Annotated in this window: 17 protein-coding genes, 1 rRNA gene and 1 riboswitch (1 of these 19 cut by a window edge); of the genes, 13 read left to right on the top strand and 5 right to left on the bottom strand. The window is 41.5% G+C overall.

The genetic code is table 11. From position 1 onward, the window contains the following. Positions 1-152 precede the first annotated feature (152 nt). A complete protein-coding gene (locus ABC374_RS21290; RefSeq protein ID WP_350300256.1) occupies positions 153-1,442 on the bottom strand; it encodes a glutamate-1-semialdehyde 2,1-aminomutase in 1,290 nt (429 codons plus the stop codon). Positions 1,443-1,586: 144 nt separating this feature from the next. After that, entirely contained in the window at positions 1,587-1,907 is a 321-nt protein-coding gene (locus ABC374_RS21285; RefSeq protein ID WP_350300255.1) for a hypothetical protein, read from the bottom strand. A 151-nt stretch (positions 1,908-2,058) separates the two neighbouring features. Here ABC374_RS21285 and ABC374_RS21280 point away from each other — a divergent pair, with 151 nt between their 5' ends. From ABC374_RS21280 to ABC374_RS21255, 6 genes are all read left to right on the top strand, one after another. Beyond that, positions 2,059-3,066 (top strand): ABC transporter ATP-binding protein, encoded by a 1,008-nt coding sequence (locus tag ABC374_RS21280; protein WP_413019663.1) that lies wholly within the window; start codon positions 2,059-2,061, stop codon positions 3,064-3,066. A 48-nt stretch (positions 3,067-3,114) separates the two neighbouring features. Further along, positions 3,115-3,906, top strand: a complete 792-nt coding sequence (locus ABC374_RS21275; RefSeq protein ID WP_072272421.1) for an ABC transporter permease — start codon at positions 3,115-3,117, stop codon at positions 3,904-3,906. Between the two features lie 4 nt (positions 3,907-3,910). Continuing rightward, a complete protein-coding gene (locus tag ABC374_RS21270) occupies positions 3,911-4,696 on the top strand; it encodes an ABC transporter permease (RefSeq protein ID WP_048678294.1) in 786 nt (261 codons plus the stop codon). A gap of 441 nt (positions 4,697-5,137) precedes the next feature. After that, positions 5,138-5,299 (top strand): hypothetical protein, encoded by a 162-nt coding sequence (locus ABC374_RS21265; RefSeq protein ID WP_413019662.1) that lies wholly within the window; start codon positions 5,138-5,140, stop codon positions 5,297-5,299. Beyond that, positions 5,296-5,748 (top strand): putative toxin-antitoxin system toxin component, PIN family, encoded by a 453-nt coding sequence (locus tag ABC374_RS21260; protein ID WP_413019661.1) that lies wholly within the window; start codon positions 5,296-5,298, stop codon positions 5,746-5,748. The genes ABC374_RS21265 and ABC374_RS21260 overlap by 4 nt, the downstream gene beginning before the upstream one ends. Positions 5,749-5,955: 207 nt before the next feature. After that, a complete protein-coding gene (locus ABC374_RS21255; RefSeq protein WP_413019660.1) occupies positions 5,956-6,177 on the top strand; it encodes a hypothetical protein in 222 nt (73 codons plus the stop codon). Between the two features lie 149 nt (positions 6,178-6,326). Here the strand turns inward: ABC374_RS21255 and ABC374_RS21250 are convergent, their stop codons facing one another. Further along, positions 6,327-6,803, bottom strand: a complete 477-nt coding sequence (locus ABC374_RS21250; protein ID WP_350300251.1) for an acyl-CoA thioesterase — start codon at positions 6,801-6,803, stop codon at positions 6,327-6,329. After that, positions 6,800-9,106, bottom strand: coding sequence for a 5-methyltetrahydropteroyltriglutamate--homocysteine S-methyltransferase (gene metE / locus ABC374_RS21245; protein ID WP_350300250.1), 2,307 nt, complete (start codon positions 9,104-9,106; stop codon positions 6,800-6,802). The genes ABC374_RS21250 and metE overlap by 4 nt, the downstream gene beginning before the upstream one ends. A gap of 146 nt (positions 9,107-9,252) precedes the next feature. Then, positions 9,253-9,445: riboswitch (cobalamin riboswitch) on the bottom strand. Positions 9,446-9,684: 239 nt separating this feature from the next. On the opposite strand from metE, the gene ABC374_RS21240 reads away from it, so the two are divergent. The 5 genes from ABC374_RS21240 (at position 9,685) to perR (ending at position 13,451) form a co-directional block, all read left to right on the top strand. After that, on the top strand, positions 9,685-10,104 hold the full coding sequence (locus ABC374_RS21240; RefSeq protein ID WP_101225970.1) for a potassium channel family protein: 420 nt from the start codon (positions 9,685-9,687) through the stop codon (positions 10,102-10,104). A gap of 62 nt (positions 10,105-10,166) precedes the next feature. After that, positions 10,167-10,637 (top strand): thioredoxin-dependent thiol peroxidase, encoded by a 471-nt coding sequence (gene bcp, locus ABC374_RS21235; protein ID WP_350300249.1) that lies wholly within the window; start codon positions 10,167-10,169, stop codon positions 10,635-10,637. An 11-nt stretch (positions 10,638-10,648) separates the two neighbouring features. Continuing rightward, complete coding sequence (locus tag ABC374_RS21230) at positions 10,649-11,758, top strand: aminopeptidase (protein WP_350300248.1); 1,110 nt, start codon at positions 10,649-10,651, stop codon at positions 11,756-11,758. Positions 11,759-11,906: 148 nt separating this feature from the next. Then, a complete protein-coding gene (locus ABC374_RS21225; protein WP_350300247.1) occupies positions 11,907-12,851 on the top strand; it encodes a D-2-hydroxyacid dehydrogenase in 945 nt (314 codons plus the stop codon). Positions 12,852-13,007: 156 nt separating this feature from the next. After that, on the top strand, positions 13,008-13,451 hold the full coding sequence (gene perR, locus ABC374_RS21220) for a peroxide-responsive transcriptional repressor PerR (protein WP_413019659.1): 444 nt from the start codon (positions 13,008-13,010) through the stop codon (positions 13,449-13,451). 94 nt (positions 13,452-13,545) lie between these two features. Here perR and ABC374_RS21215 read toward each other — a convergent pair whose 3' ends face one another. Next, positions 13,546-13,899 (bottom strand): YgzB family protein, encoded by a 354-nt coding sequence (locus ABC374_RS21215; protein WP_034305326.1) that lies wholly within the window; start codon positions 13,897-13,899, stop codon positions 13,546-13,548. A 175-nt stretch (positions 13,900-14,074) separates the two neighbouring features. Between ABC374_RS21215 and ABC374_RS21210 the strand changes: the two genes are divergently transcribed. Both ABC374_RS21210 and ABC374_RS21205 read left to right on the top strand, forming a co-directional pair. Then, on the top strand, positions 14,075-14,950 hold the full coding sequence (locus tag ABC374_RS21210; RefSeq protein WP_350302958.1) for a nucleotidyltransferase-like protein: 876 nt from the start codon (positions 14,075-14,077) through the stop codon (positions 14,948-14,950). A gap of 269 nt (positions 14,951-15,219) precedes the next feature. Beyond that, positions 15,220-15,988 (top strand): 16S ribosomal RNA (locus tag ABC374_RS21205); it runs 782 nt beyond the window's last position.

Below are 15,988 nucleotides of genomic sequence, written 5' to 3'. Positions count from 1 at the left end.
AATGGAATGGATGCTGTAATTGGTGGGATTTTTGTAAGGAGTGGCTTCAAATGCCAATATTAAAGATTTATTACAGGGAAATAAGAAACCCTCAAGATTGATGAACATCCTGAGGGTGTATAAAAAATGCATAATTATGCTGATTCGATTTATTATATTAGGTTTTTGAATGCATGTTCAACCGCTTTTAAAGTATAAGCGATATCATCATCCGTGTGAGCAATTGTCAAGAACCAGGCTTCGTATTTGGACGGTGCCAAATTGATTCCCTGGTTGAGCATGAGCTTGAAGAACTTAGCGAACATTTCGCCATCCGTATTTTCCGCCTGCTCATAGTTTTCAATTTTTTCTGTCGTGAAATAGATCGTCAACGCTCCTTTAAGGCGGTTGATGGTGATCGGTACATTATATTGGCGGGCTGCTTTCAGGATACCTTCTTCAAGGATTTTCCCCAGCCGGTCCAGCTCGTCATACAGCCCCTCTTCTTTAAGTACTTCTAAGCAAGCTATCCCGGAAAGCATGGAAGCCGGATTTCCTGCCATCGTACCCGCTTGATAGGCTGGTCCCAGCGGTGCCACAGAATCCATGATCTCTTTTTTACCGCCATAGGCACCAATAGGAAGCCCGCCCCCGATGATTTTTCCAAGCGCGGTCAAATCGGGTTGAATTCCCAAAAAGTCCTGTGCCCCTCCGTACATGAAGCGGAACGCTGTGATGACCTCGTCGAAAATGACTAGTGATCCGGCTTCGTGAGATAATGAAATGACTTCTTCCAAAAAGCCGGGGCTTGGTTCCACGATTCCGAAGTTGCCGACGATCGGTTCAACCAGCACGCCAGCAATTTCATTGCCCCATTTATCCAGTGCTTCTTTAAATGGCTCAATATCATTGAAAGGTACCGTGATGACTTCTTGTGCGATGCTTTTGGGAACGCCGGCAGAGTCCGGTGTACCTAAAGTGGACGGGCCGGAGCCTGCAGCGACGAGAACAAGGTCGGAGTGTCCATGGTAACAGCCTGCAAACTTGATGATCTTATCGCGTCCTGTGTAAGCGCGGGCAACGCGGATGGTGGACATGACGGACTCGGTTCCTGAATTGGTGAAGCGGACTTTATCCATGGATGGTATGGCTTCTTTCAACATTTTGGCAAATTTGACTTCATGTTTGGTCGGTGTGCCGTATAAAACGCCCGTTTCTGCTGCTTTAACAATCGCCTCCGTAATATGTGGATGCGCATGACCTGTGATGATCGGGCCATATGCAGCTAAGTAATCGATATATTTATTGCCATCAACATCCCAGAAATAAGCACCTTTGGCATGATCCATCGCCACAGGTGAACCGCCGCCTACAGCTTTGTAAGAACGGGATGGGCTGTTAACCCCGCCAACGATATGTTCCAATGCCTCTTTATGTAAAAGCTCCGAATTACTAAAATCCAATCTTAAAACCTCCTAAATATATAAACATATTTCCCCTTAATCATAGCACTTTTCCGTCCGTAAATCTGGGGTCGAAGGCCGGGAAATGTGATTCATTCACTGGTGGAAGCGCTGAAGCCCTATAAGCATCAGGGTTCCGGGCCTTCATTTTGTTTGCGAAATAGAGTCGGATTTCATAACTCCTGTTATGAAAGTAAGAATGGCCAAGATGGTGTCAGGGTTTTCGATGTCGAAGGATTGGCGGTTCATTTCGCCCTGGGCTTGGTAATAGATTAGCTGCCCGGTTCCTTTCTCTTCATTAATGCGAAGGTGGAAACTGATGGGTGTGCTTTCGATCGACCCGCTGGAATCCCTTTTGATGACCTGGCATAATAATTCACCGTACTCATCTTCATAAAGGAAGTCATATCGAAGGTCGAAAACGACCTTTTCAATTTGGGATAGTAATAATTTTTTGATATTCATAGCATACTCGTCTCCTTTATATATGTATCTGGTACAACGGCCATTTCCTCCCTGAAAATGGTATATGGCATCCAAGCATTTTTATTGTCTAAAAAGGTTGGTTTGGATAAACTAATTCATTAGGACAAGAGATTACGGAGGATGTAACAGGATGAGTGATGCAATTCAAGTGAAACAGCTTCGGAAGGAATTTAAGTCGGCATCAAGCCGTTCAGGGCTAAAGGGTGCCTTCCGGGATTTACTTACCAGAAATTATAAGGTCGTCCCTGCCGTCAATGATATCAATTTTACTGTAAAAAAGGGTGAGATGGTAGCTTATATCGGGGAAAATGGTGCAGGGAAATCGACCACGATCAAAATGCTGACAGGTATTTTGGAACCGACAGCAGGTGAAATCACGGTCAATGGTATGAATCCGCATAAAGAAAGGGAAAAGTTCACTCAGACAATCGGAGTCGTATTCGGTCAGCGCTCACAGCTTTGGTGGGATATTGCAGTTCAAGAATCGTTTAGGCTGTTAAAAAAGGTCTATAAGGTAACGGATGAACAATATGACGATCATATGGAACATGTCATCAAGACGCTTGATATCGGCCCTTTGCTGGACAAACCAGTGCGTAAACTCTCGCTTGGTCAGCGAATGCGCTGCGAGCTTGCGGCAGCCTTGATCCACAATCCGCCTTTGCTGTTCCTGGATGAGCCGACAATTGGACTTGATGTGCTCGTGAAAATGAAGATTCGTGAGTTCCTGAAAGAAATCAATGAGAAATATAATACGACAATCCTTTTGACTACACATGATTTAGGAGATATTGAAGCATTATGTGAGCGTGTAATCATGCTTGATGAAGGACAAATCATCTATGATGGGGAATTGCAGAGTTTGAAAGATAACTGGGCTGAGGAAAAACAGATCCATTTTCAATTCATCGAGCCGATCGCATTGAAGGAATTACAATCATTAGCGCTCCCATTTACCGCTAACTGGGTTTATGATGAGAAAAATCAAACTTACATTGCCTTGTTGAAAGAAGAAAGTGATCATATTTCACAGCTTGTTTCAGCTGTCGTATCTCATTTTAAAATAAAAGACATCAAAATCCATGAAACGTCCATTGAAGAGATCGTTCGCAATATTTACGAAGAAGGCACTGTCTGACTCTCTTATCATTAAGAAACAACGTGTCTATCAAGAAGGGGGAGGGCCATGGGGAAGTATCTTGCCATGATCCGCATGCGTTTTTTAATGATGCTTGCGTATCGAACGGATTATTATACCGGCATTTTAATTTATAGCATTAATATCGGTGCTTATTATTTCTTATGGAATGCGATATATGGAGAAAAAAGCTCCATCGAAGGACTTTCAAGCATGCAGATGACAACCTATGTCGCGGTTGCATGGATGGCGCGCGCTTTTTATTTCAATAATATTGACCGCGAAATCGCCACTGAGATTAAAGACGGCAAGGTTGCCATTGAAATGATAAGGCCTTATAACTATTTAGGCATGAAAACGATGCAAGGGCTTGGGGAAGGGATATTCCGTTTCTTCTTCTTCTCGATTCCGGGGATGCTGCTGGTAGCTTTCATTTTTCCTATCGAATTGCCGCACGAGCCGGCTACGTGGGGGATGTTCGGCATTTCCTTGCTGTTCAGCTTCATCATCAATACACAAATCAACTTATTGACGGGAATCACCACCTTTTTCTTATATAATAATGCCGGATTAATCCGCGCTAAAAGGGTTATCATTGATTTATTTTCCGGTCTGCTGCTGCCCATCAGTTTCTATCCTATATGGGCGCAGGAAGTGATGAAATATTTACCCTTTCAAGGGATCAGCTATGTACCAAGCATGATTTTTACGAATGGGTACAGTTCAGGCGAAATTGGCATGGCGCTTTTACAGCAGTTAATTTGGTGCATCATTCTCATAATACCGATTCAGCTTTTATGGATAGTCGCAAAAAAACAGCTGATTATTCAAGGAGGTTGACGGGATGTTTTATGTATCGATGTTTTTTCAATATGTGAGTCAATATATGAAAACAAGACTGCAATATCGAGCCGATTTCTTCATGGAAATCCTATCTGACCTGCTGAATCAGGTCGTGAATCTAGTATTTATCTTAGTCGTTTTTGGACATACGCAATTTTTAAGCGGATGGAGCCGTGAAGAAATCATATTCATTTATGGATTTTTCCTTATCCCATTCGCCCTTTTTTCAGCCTTTTTCAACATCTGGGATTTTAATGACCGTTATATCGTCAAAGGTGAAATGGACCGGATATTAACAAGACCGATACATAGCCTGTTTCAAGTCATTTTAGAAAGAATCGAGCTTGAAGCGTTATTTGGTGTTGTGACCGGTTTGATCATTATATTCTATTCGGGGATTTCATTGGATCTGCAGCTTGCGTGGTATGATCCGATTCTTTTCATCATTTTTGCTATAGGCGGGGCCCTTGCTTATGCAGCCATATTCGTTGCGATAGCAAGCATTGGTTTCTGGTCGGATGCGAAAACCTCCATCATGCCAATGATGTACAATATCGGGAACTATGGGCGCTATCCTGTTGATATTTATAATAAGGTCATTCGTTTTGTCCTTACATGGGTGCTGCCATTCGCGTTTGTTGGTGTCTATCCGGCATCTTATTTCCTTAGAAAAGAAGAGTGGTATGCATATGCATTTGCCACACCTGTAATTGGGGTAGCCTTTTTCGTGATATCCGTATTCATATGGAATCAGGGAGTGAAGAGGTACCGCGGGGCAGGGAACTGAAAGAAACCCCTTCAACAGCATTCATGTTGAAAAGTAATACTTTAAGGTAACGACGCATATCATATATGTTGATTTAATAGGGTTTGTATAATATGTGCTGTCATATAAAATCGCCAAATTATATAAGGTTCGTTACCTTTTTCGTTACCTTTTTTAGCTCACCTCAATTGGTGGGTTTTTTTATATCTTCGAGTTTAGATAAGACTTCTTTTTCCATTAATTCAGTTACATGGCTGTAAATATAACAATGCAAAAGAAAATGGAGTGTTATCTGATGAAGACATGGTGATGGTTGAAAAGATAGTACATAGTAAAAATTGAAAAGCATGGCTTACCTAAATGTTATTTATTCCTTGTTAAAATTTGGTTAGTGATGGTATAATTCGGGTAAATAATGCATATACTAATACCCCCATATATTTTTTTCTGGAGGTGGTAAATATGCAGAAAAAGGAGAAGAAAAATATGGCTGCTTTAATCCAAGAAGATGTAGAAACTCTAGATTTTATGGATGAAATCAAATCAATTATTAGTGAGACGGTCAATAAAAATAATCTATCTAAAGAAGAAATTGAGAAGGCACTGGACTATAAAAGAAGATGAGTGAAAAAATTTATAAAACAGTAATCGATACAAATGTATTTATTAAAGCCTGGTTTTTTAACGATAGTGAATGTCAAGAAATATTAGACTTAGTGAAGAATAGGAAAATCTATTTAGCTTTTTCGCAAGATAGCATTGGTGAATTAATGTATGTTACAAAAAACTTTGCTAGACAATATTTGAGTTCTGATAAGAAAAAACAAATTGCACTAATTGAAGGTGTAGCTAAATTATTTTTATATGGTAGCTCTGTAAATACTGTGGGTATGGAAGACATACCTGAAGTAAAGGACAAGACTGATCTTATGTTTGTTCATTGTGCAATAGGATATAAAGATTCAGATTTCCTGATTTCTAATGATTTCAAAAGTGGAATGTTTGATGTGGACAGTACATACTCATTCCGAGTTATTAGTTCTAGTGAGTTTCTTGAATTTTTAAATGAATAATAATGAAGAATGAACATTTGGTCACCTTAGTCGGTGGCTTTTGTTTCGTAAAAACAACTATATACATAGAAAAAGCACTCGACCATTTAGGGTTAAGTGCTTTTTATTATTGGGAAAGAATGAGAACAAAAACTAATAATACATTGATCATTGTTTTAGATACTTTGATTGGTGTGTTTGTTTTTATTTTATGAAAGAGCTTTAACATTGGCAACTAGTTCAAGGTGTGACTTGGTGAGAAGGTATTTAAAAAATAGTTTGGATTTTGTAAATATTATGATGGGTTATTACTCAGAATATCTGAATTTTGAAATTAATGATCCATCAGACGTACACAACATTGCGTATTGGTATATCAGAAAAGGTGATATCAAAGTTGGGGGAGAATTGCTTAATACACTTGATATAGACTGGGGTTTTCCTCTTTGAAGGGAAATACGAATGTTACCTTTCAGTTACCTTTTAAATATTTTCAAGAAACAACCACTCCTAAAATTATAAGTAATGGCTTTATATAAAAGTTTGAAATTGTTGTTTATTAACCCCTTCAACAGCATTCATGTTGAAGGGGTTTTTGTTTAGTTGCGTTTATTCTTTCTTTCAATATATCTTGCTTGTGCTTGAACATATTGCTGCTTTTCCTCTTCGGTTTCCGGAATGACCTGTGGTACGTTTGTCGGCTTACCGTCTTCATCAATGGCCAGCATCGTTAAAAAAGCACGGGCCGTAAGCTGTTTCTCACCTGTTAATAGGTTCTCGCGCTCCACTTTCACGAATACCTCCATTGATGTGCGATGGGCACAGGTAACATAAGCTTCAAGGTTGATCGCATCCCCCGTCTTGATGGGGGCCAAAAAATCAAAAGAGTCGCTTGAAGCAGTCACAACGGGTTTTCGACAATGGCGCATAGCTGAAATGCAGGCTATTTTATCAACATAGGCCATTACTTTACCGCCAAAGATGGTATTGTGATGATTTGTATCCGGTGGAAAAACAAGGTCGGTTAAAAAAGTCCGGGACTGCTGTATTGGATGGGCAACGTTCTTTTCAATCATTTGCCTGTTGTTTTTGCTAAAAGGTTTTCACGGACGATTTTTGCTGCTTCGACCATGTTTTTCAAGGAAGCGACGGTTTCCGGGATACCCCTTGTTTTCAGTCCGCAGTCGGGATTGATCCAAAACTGGTCTTTATCCAATACCTTGATCCCACGTTCAATCATATCTACCATTTCTTCCACTGCCGGCACACGCGGGCTATGAATATCATACACACCCAGACCAATGCCTTTTTCATACGTTTTTTCCTCGAATGCGGAAGCAAGCTCCCCATGGCTACGGGATGTTTCGATGGAAATTACATCGGCATCCAGGGAGGAGATGACATCCATGAAACTGTTGAAGTCGCAATAGCACATATGCGTATGAATTTGGGTTGTATCCTCCACGCTTGATGTGGATATCAAGAACGAATTCACAGCCCAGTTCAAATACTCGTCGCGATCGCTTCTTTTCAATGGCAGACCTTCTCTAAGTGCAGGCTCATCAACCTGAATCATTTTGATTCCAGCGGATTCCAATGCAATGACTTCTTTTTCCAAAGCGAGCGCCAGCTGATAGCAAACATTCTCCCTGGAAATATCATCACGAACAAATGACCAGTTCAAAATCGTAACAGGACCTGTAAGCATTCCCTTTACCGTCTTCTTCGTCAGTGATTGTGCATATACACTTTCTCTGACTGTCATCGGTTCGATGAAATGGATGTCGCCGTAGATGACTGGTGGTTTCACACAGCGGGATCCATAGGATTGTACCCAACCCTTTTCTAAAAAGACGAATCCGCCTAACTTATGGCCGAAGTATTCAACCATATCCGTCCGTTCGAATTCCCCGTGAACAAGGACATCCAAACCGATTTCTTCTTGGATTTCAATCCATCTGCCAATTTCTTCGTTAACGAATATTTCATATTGCGAAGCGGTCCATTCTCCTCTTTTGAATTTCCCGCGTGCTTGTTTAACTTCAAATGTTTGCGGAAAGCTGCCGATCGTAGTCGAAGGGAGAAAAGGCAATTTGAAAAATTCCTGTTGTTTTTGGTAACGTTCCTTAAATGGAAGCTGACGGGCGGCGGTCCTGGTTTTAACCTTTTCGACATTGGCTTGTACAGTTCCGTGATTCCGGGCATTTGAACTTGCTAAAGTTTGAAGCGTGAATTTATTGGCATCGACTTTTTCGGCAATTGCTTCAAAGCCTTGATTATTCCCTTTGACCAAGAGTGTGATTTCCTCAAGTTTCTCATCAGCGAAAGCGAGTGCCTCTTTCGCTTCTTTTGAAAGGGCGGTTTCATTACGAACTGTCACCGGGACATGAAGCAGGGAACAAGAGGGCTGAAGCCAGATTTGGTCTTCGGCTACAATTGTCTTAAGAGTCTCGATCAATTGGATTTTTTTCGATAAATCAGAAAGCCAAATGTTTTTTCCGTCAATCACACCTGCAGCAAGCACTTTGTCCTTCGGGAAGCCGAATGCTTCCAGGTTGCTTAGATTCCTCCCTTTGTCATGTACAAAATCAAGACCGATTCCTTGGACTTGTAATTCGATGACTTCTTGGTAATGTTCCACGGCATCAAAGTATGTTTGTAGCATGATGTTCAGGTTTGGTGCTGCTTCATTCAGTTTTTCATAGAGGTAAGTAACAGTTTGCATATCTTCTTTGGAAATCGATGAAACAAGTGAAGGCTCGTCCATTTGAACCCACTTCACGCCTTCTTGCTCCAACTCCCGCAGGATTTGCGTGTATAGGGGAAGCAGGCTCAGGATGATGCCAGGGATATCTTGTTTTTTGAAGCCTTTGGAAAGGGAGATGAAAGTATAAGGACCGATCAATACGGGCTTCGTTTCAATCCCTAGGTTTTCCTTGGCTTCCCGATATGCTGCAAGTGGTTTGTTTTCTGTTAACGTCAGCTGTGGCACCTTTAATTCAGGGACAATATAGTGATAGTTCGTATTGAACCATTTCGTCATTTCGGAAGCTACTTCATCATTGTTTCCGCGAGCCATTGAATAATAAACGGAAAGGGGGACGCTTCCGCTTTCATAGGCTGAATAACGTTCAGGAACAAGACCGAACATGACGGACATATCGAGCATTTGATCATAGCAAGTGAAGTCGTTGACAGGAATGATATCAATGCCTCGCTTCTTCTGTTTTTGTAAGTTGCCTAAACGGATGGCTTTTAGCTGTGCCGTAAATTCTGCTTCATCGATTTTACCGGACCAGTAAGACTCCAATGTACGTTTCCATTCACGATTTTCCCCGATTCGAGGGTAACCCAAACTACTGCTTTTCAATATTCCCATCCTCCTATATTCATTTAATTGAGCAATAAAAAAAGCATTCCTAACCGTCAAAAGAGATGGTTAGAAATGCTTAAAATAAAGAGGCATGCAAAATGCCCCTTAAAATTATAAGGTCCCTAACACCTCCCTATCTCCCGTAGGTTAAAACAGTGTTGTCGAAATAGGCAGGTCTCCTGACTTAGGGATTAACATTAGCGACGGGCCTTCCCGATCTGTGGATCAGTGGCATATTGGATGGCGCTAACACTCCCATTACAGTGGCGGGACCGTGCCGGAATTACACCGGACTTCCCTTTTAATCCTAATTTAAAATTAGGAACCTATTTCCACATATGAAATTTGACAAAACCTGCCTTGATAACTGTTTGCAGGCTAAAAATTTATAAAATAAAAACTATTATAAAAATTTAGACAATCTTAACATATCCGACCAAAAGGGTCAACATGAAAAAAAGATTCAGGAAAAGTATGCGGCTATTAGGTGTGTAGGTGATAAGGGTCTGTTCCTAAAAAAGAATATATTGTTTGGACAGGGAGTATGTATAGAGGAAGTGGCGTTTTGAAATGGGGCGTGGGGGATGACTTTCTACATCTTGATTGCAGGAATCATTTTTTGCATGGTGATGAGCATTCGTACGTTATTTCTTGTTGAGTCGGGAGGAAAGAAGTTTTCTCTGGAGGATATGCTGTGGCTAGGCAATTTATATGCGACGATATTAGTTGGATTTGCACTGATTTATTTATTATACGAACTTCAGAATCATTCGGTGATTCTTGATATGGGCAATCGATTGGATGGCACTTTCTATGAACAGTTGAAGACTTCTTTTTATTTTAGTGCGATGACGATGTTTTCTGTAGGGTATGGAGATATAGCCCCGATTGGCATGGGGAGGATGATAGCTACGATTCAGGCTTTCATCGGTTATACACTGCCGGCAGCGTTCGTGATCCGGACGGTGATTGATTTGGAGCACAAAGATAGGAAGGATAAATGAAAGTTGTGTTTCTTTCGATTATTGGGTACTCTTACCATAATGAAAGAAATGGAGGGTTCAATATGACAGTTAAAATTGGAGAAAAAGCACCTGATTTCAAGCTCCCTGCAAACAATGGTGAAATGGTGTCCCTATCGGATTTTAAGGGGAAATATATTGTTTTATATTTTTATCCAAAAGACATGACGCCAGGCTGCACGACGGAGGCCTGTGATTTCCGGGACCATAATGAGCAATTTGAGGAAATGAACGCTGTCATCATTGGAATCAGCCCAGACCCAGCTGCACGTCATGAAAAATTCATCGAAAAACATGGATTGCCTTTTCTGCTGCTGGCTGATGAAAATCATGAAGCGGCTGAATCATTTGATGTGTGGCAATTGAAAAAGAACTTCGGCAAGGAGTATATGGGCATTGAACGTTCAACTTTCCTGATTGATAAGTCTGGTAAGGTAGTCAAAGAATGGCGTAAAGTAAAAGTCAAAGGCCACGTCGAAGAAGCTCTTGAAACTCTTCGTGACCTCGAAAAATAAGGGACAGGCAGATGAAGGATGAGCGAATAACGAAGCTTGCAGCCAGGCTGATTCATCATTCGATACAATTACAGCCAAAAGAGAGAATCCTCATACGGGGTCATATCAACACGAAACCATTATTGAAAGAGCTGATTGATGAAATTTATAGAGTGGGTGCTTACCCATATGTAGAACTCGAAGACGATGAAATAAGCCGCCACCTGTTACAAGGGAATGTAAAGGAACAACTTGACACCTCTTCGCAATGGGCCTTGAAGAAATATAAGGATATCGATGCGGTCATCATCATCACCGGGGAGGAAAACGATGTGGGAATGACCGATGTTCCCATCGAGAGGCACCGTCTTCAAGGGGAGGCTATGAATTCCCCCACTCTTTTCTATGTAAACAACCGACGTTGGGTCTTGCTTAATTATCCCACCAACGCATTAGCGCAAAAAGCCGGCATGACCTTCGACAGGTACGAAGATTTTCTTTTGAATGTATGCAACATGGATTACGGGAAAATGGAGACGGCCTTGAAACCGTTAAAACAATTGATGGAACGAACTGACAATGTCAGGATCGTCTCGCCAGGAACGGATTTGACCTTCTCCATCAAAGGTATGCCGGCCGTCATATGTGCCGGAAAAAAGAATTTACCGGATGGGGAAGTGTTTACGGCACCCATAAAAGATAGTCTCAATGGAAGGATATCCTTCAACACACCAACAACCTATGAAGGATTCACCTTTAGTGACATAGAATTAAACTTGGAAAAGGGAAAAATCATTAAAGCTACTTCCGATCGTGACTCTGAAATGAACCGAATTCTGAATATTGATGAAGGGTCCCGATTTATCGGGGAGTTTGCAATTGGAATCAATCCATACATATTGGAACCTATGGATGATATCCTGTTCGATGAGAAAATAAGCGGGAGTCTGCACTTGGCTCTTGGACTTGCCTATCAAGAAGCGGATAATGGAAACCGATCATCGATTCATTGGGATATGGTTTTGATTCAGCGGCCCGAATATGGGGGTGGTGACATCTTCTTTGACGACGTCCTGATCAGAAGGGATGGCGTTTTCATTTTGCCTGAATTAGATGCATTAAACCCAAATTCCTTAAAATAAAGCCTTTTTTAATAAGGCTAAGGCTTTTGTCCAACTCAAAAAGGGGACACCTGAATATGCTTTATTAAGGGAATACCTCCTCAGAGAAAGTTGCGCGGGACACATAGAGCCCGTGTTTTTTTATGTTAATTAAAAGGGAGAGATAAACATGTTAATACTTTCAACTGTCATTCCGAATGAAGGCATCCAAAAGAAGATGACGGAAGCTTTTCCTGACTTGGGCTTCATTTATCAAAAAGGATGGACGGGTGGGCCGCTTCGTGAAGCGGAAATCTTAATTACATATGGTGAAGACTTAACTGAAGAAATCATTGAAAAAGCTGCGAACTTGAAATGGATCATGGTCATGAGTGCAGGGATGGAATTAATGCCTTTTAAAGCCATAGAGGAACGGGGAATTCTGGTGACCAACGCAAGAGGCATTCATAAAATCCCGATGGCAGAGTATACGATAGGGATGCTTTTGCAATATGAAAAGAAATTGAAACTGCTTATGAAGAATGAAAAGGAAGAATTGTGGGATAGAAAGATTGAAGTAGGGGAATTGAATGGCAAGACGATGCTCGTTATTGGTGTGGGTGCAATTGGAGGGGAAGTGGCTCGTCTTGGGAAAGCCTTTGGGATGACGATGATAGGAGTGAATCGGAGCGGGAAACCAGTGGAATCCATCGATCACCTTTATGCCCTGGATAATTTATTGGAAGCCATACCGGGAGCCGATTATATCGTATCCGTCCTGCCAAGTACGGATGAAACGAAGGGCCTTCTGCAAAAAGAACACTTTGAAGCAATGAAAGAAACTGCAGTATTCGTGAATATTGGCCGCGGCGACCTGATTAATGATGAAATGTTGATCGAAGCGCTGGATGCCGGGGAATTATCTCATGCCATCTTGGATGTATTTGATCCGGAACCTTTAGGAAAAGGGCATCCGTTTTGGAGGATGGAGAATGTTACAGTCACTCCGCATCTTTCAAGTAAAAGCGGAGAATATTTACCAAGAACCTTTGCCATATTCGAAAAAAATATGCGTGAATACCTGAAAGCTGGAAAAGACTTCACCAACGTAATCGACTTATCCAGGGGATACTAAACTCAATGCAAAAATGGGAAAGATTCAATGTGTTCATGAATAAACTTAAAAAGAATGGTTAAGCCATTGAATTATTGACAAATTCAACGCATAAAAGGTACACTATTTATAAACATTATAATTTAAGAATGCATACTTAATGAGAAAAAGAGGTGGATGACGGTGTCTGAAGTTCAGTTAAAAGAAGCGTTGGATTCCTTAAAAGATACCGGTGTAAGAATAACTCCTCAACGCCATGCGATACTTGAGTATTTGATAAGCTCCATGTCCCACCCTACCGCTGATGATATATATAAAGCGCTGGAAGGCAAGTTTCCGAATATGAGTGTGGCAACGGTTTATAACAACCTGCGTGTGTTCCGTGAGGTAGGTTTGGTAAAAGAACTTACGTATGGTGATTCTTCAGCAAGGTTTGATTTTGTGACGACGAATCATTATCATGTAATTTGCCAAACTTGCGGGAAAATTGTGGATTTCGATTATCCTGCATTGGATGAAGTCGAGCATTTCGCAGCACAAGTCACCGGTTTCAATGTTAGTCACCATCGGATGGAAATCTACGGCGACTGTACGGAATGTGCGAAAAAAGAATCGCATTAAAAAAAGTTCCTCCACTTGGTTGGAACTTTTTTTCGTGTTATGAAGAAATGATACAATTGTTAAAGACTTCTGGAATTCAGCTAGCCGAATTCCTTTAGTCATGCAGGCTTTTCCGGTTATATTTTTCGTTGAATTCTTCGCCTTCCAACTTTTTGTCAAGTGTCAATGGTTCTTCACAATGCATGCAAATATCTACACGCCCTAGTATTTTTGTAGGTTTGCTGCAGTTAGGACAGACAACCTGGATCGATTTTGTGGAAAGCATTCCAATCCAAAAATAAACCCCTGTACTTGCGATTATGAATAAAAGGCCCAGCCCCATGAAAATCGTCATGACAACAGGATGCGTTTTGAAGAAAAGCCCAAGGTACATTACGATGAAGCCGATGAAAATCAAACTCAAAGCAAAAGTGCGTATTTTATTGATTTTGCTAGAATATTTAGCCATGGATTGTCCCTCCTAAAATATAACTTTAACTATAACATAAACAATGGATGGAACAAAAAAGAAATAAAGGATACATATTACTTTTGAATTGAGATGGTTTGGGGTAAGGGACATAAGCAGGAATTTGAAGAGTTTTGTCGAAAATCTAAAAAAAAAGGTTTTGGAGGAATTTATGATGGAAGATATCCTTCGCCCGATTTATCAAGAGCGAGCAAGTTTAAAATCTACACTTGGAATCTTGTTAGTAGAAAAAAGGGATGATAATAGCCCGATTACCGATACATTTGACTACATCCTTTTTGTGATTGCAGACGAAGCCGAAGAGGCCGTGTTTTTAAAACATTACACTTACCGGGATAAAAAGGCAGCCTTACATATCGTAAAGGAAGACCAGTTAAAAGAATGGCTTCTATTAGGTACGAACCGCAAAGTGGTTGACTGGATATATAACGGGAAGGTTCTTTTTGACCGGAATGAATATTTGAACCGTTTGAAAACAGAAATCCGGGAGTTCCCCTTCTATGGAAGGAAGTTAAAGATGGGGATGGAGTTTGCGAAGTTAATTCGCAGGTACATGGATGGGAAAAGCTTCTTTGAAAAAGGCCATTATCTGGAGGCATACAACCATATCGTTCATTCCCTGCATCACTTGGCCCGTTTGGAAATAATAGAACAAGGCTTTTATCCGGAGGTTACGGTCTGGAACCAAGTGAAGCATATGGAACCAGAGATCTATAAGTTGTATAAAGAATTGATCAGCAGTGAGGAAACTCTCGAAAAAAGATTGGAGCTTCTTTTCCTTGCGAGCGAATTTCTTATTTATTCGAGGACGAATGCAGGTTCACAGCATTTGGTCGAAATAATGGGGACGAAAGAAGATCCGTGGACGATTGCGGAGCTTATGGAGCATCCGGAAGTTAAGTTTTATTCAGTCGACCTAGGTGTTTTATTGGAATATTTGATAGAGAAGAAGGTAATCGACGTCATCAAAGCGGAGACAAAAGGTCACGAGGTATATCACCGGTTTTATCGGGTGTCAAAAAACTTTTAAAAAAATGTATTTTTATTGTTGACCAATAGTAATATAGGTGTTATATTAATACATGTCGCTGCGGGACATCAGCTTTCGCAGCTTCATCAAAACAAAAAAACTTAAAAAACATGTTGACAACAATGTTGAAAACGTGATAAGATGTAAAAGTCGCTTACGAAGTAAACGGCAACGAAATTGCTCTTTGAAAACTGAACAAAACAAAGCGCCAACGTTAAATTTTAAGTGAGCACACACTATCAAAAAAGCAAATGAGCAAGTCAAACATTTCTTCGGAGAGTTTGATCCTGGCTCAGGACGAACGCTGGCGGCGTGCCTAATACATGCAAGTCGAGCGAATCTACGGGAGCTTGCTCCCTGAGATTAGCGGCGGACGGGTGAGTAACACGTGGGCAACCTGCCTATAAGACTGGGATAACTTCGGGAAACCGGAGCTAATACCGGATACGTTCTTTTCTCGCATGAGAGAAGATGGAAAGACGGTTTACGCTGTCACTTATAGATGGGCCCGCGGCGCATTAGCTAGTTGGTGAGGTAATGGCTCACCAAGGCGACGATGCGTAGCCGACCTGAGAGGGTGATCGGCCACACTGGGACTGAGACACGGCCCAGACTCCTACGGGAGGCAGCAGTAGGGAATCTTCCGCAATGGACGAAAGTCTGACGGAGCAACGCCGCGTGAACGAAGAAGGCCTTCGGGTCGTAAAGTTCTGTTGTTAGGGAAGAACAAGTACCAGAGTAACTGCTGGTACCTTGACGGTACCTAACCAGAAAGCCACGGCTAACTACGTGCCAGCAGCCGCGGTAATACGTAGGTGGCAAGCGTTGTCCGGAATTATTGGGCGTAAAGCGCGCGCAGGTGGTTCCTTAAGTCTGATGTGAAAGCCCACGGCTCAACCGTGGAGGGTCATTGGAAACTGGGGAACTTGAGTGCAGAAGAGGAAAGTGGAATTCCAAGTGTAGCGGTGAAATGCGTAGAGATTTGGAGGAACACCAGTGGCGAAGGCGACTTTCTGGTCTGTAACTGACACTGAGGCG

It is taken from the genome of Peribacillus phoenicis, from assembly GCF_047238085.1.
In the GTDB taxonomy this organism is placed as follows: Bacteria; Bacillota; Bacilli; order Bacillales; family DSM-1321; genus Peribacillus.
Note: the sequence above shows the minus strand (reverse complement) of the source record. Positions and strands in the feature narration are given on the sequence as shown.

What these genes read in the sequence shown, in the direction of transcription:
- ABC374_RS21230 (WP_350300248.1), top strand. Translation starts at nt 10,649, where the DNA reads ATGAAGGATGAGCGAATAACGAAGCTTGCAGCCAGGCTGATTCATCAT.
- ABC374_RS21260 (WP_413019661.1), top strand. Translation starts at nt 5,296, where the DNA reads ATGAGTGAAAAAATTTATAAAACAGTAATCGATACAAATGTATTTATT.
- ABC374_RS21215 (WP_034305326.1), bottom strand. Translation starts at nt 13,899, where the DNA reads ATGGCTAAATATTCTAGCAAAATCAATAAAATACGCACTTTTGCTTTG.
- ABC374_RS21240 (WP_101225970.1), top strand. Translation starts at nt 9,685, where the DNA reads ATGACTTTCTACATCTTGATTGCAGGAATCATTTTTTGCATGGTGATG.
- bcp (WP_350300249.1), top strand. Translation starts at nt 10,167, where the DNA reads ATGACAGTTAAAATTGGAGAAAAAGCACCTGATTTCAAGCTCCCTGCA.
- ABC374_RS21225 (WP_350300247.1), top strand. Translation starts at nt 11,907, where the DNA reads ATGTTAATACTTTCAACTGTCATTCCGAATGAAGGCATCCAAAAGAAG.
- metE (WP_350300250.1), bottom strand. Translation starts at nt 9,106, where the DNA reads ATGGGAATATTGAAAAGCAGTAGTTTGGGTTACCCTCGAATCGGGGAA.
- ABC374_RS21210 (WP_350302958.1), top strand. Translation starts at nt 14,075, where the DNA reads ATGGAAGATATCCTTCGCCCGATTTATCAAGAGCGAGCAAGTTTAAAA.
- ABC374_RS21275 (WP_072272421.1), top strand. Translation starts at nt 3,115, where the DNA reads ATGGGGAAGTATCTTGCCATGATCCGCATGCGTTTTTTAATGATGCTT.
- perR (WP_413019659.1), top strand. Translation starts at nt 13,008, where the DNA reads ATGACGGTGTCTGAAGTTCAGTTAAAAGAAGCGTTGGATTCCTTAAAA.
- ABC374_RS21280 (WP_413019663.1), top strand. Translation starts at nt 2,059, where the DNA reads ATGAGTGATGCAATTCAAGTGAAACAGCTTCGGAAGGAATTTAAGTCG.
- ABC374_RS21270 (WP_048678294.1), top strand. Translation starts at nt 3,911, where the DNA reads ATGTTTTATGTATCGATGTTTTTTCAATATGTGAGTCAATATATGAAA.
- ABC374_RS21265 (WP_413019662.1), top strand. Translation starts at nt 5,138, where the DNA reads ATGCAGAAAAAGGAGAAGAAAAATATGGCTGCTTTAATCCAAGAAGAT.
- ABC374_RS21285 (WP_350300255.1), bottom strand. Translation starts at nt 1,907, where the DNA reads ATGAATATCAAAAAATTATTACTATCCCAAATTGAAAAGGTCGTTTTC.
- ABC374_RS21250 (WP_350300251.1), bottom strand. Translation starts at nt 6,803, where the DNA reads ATGATTGAAAAGAACGTTGCCCATCCAATACAGCAGTCCCGGACTTTT.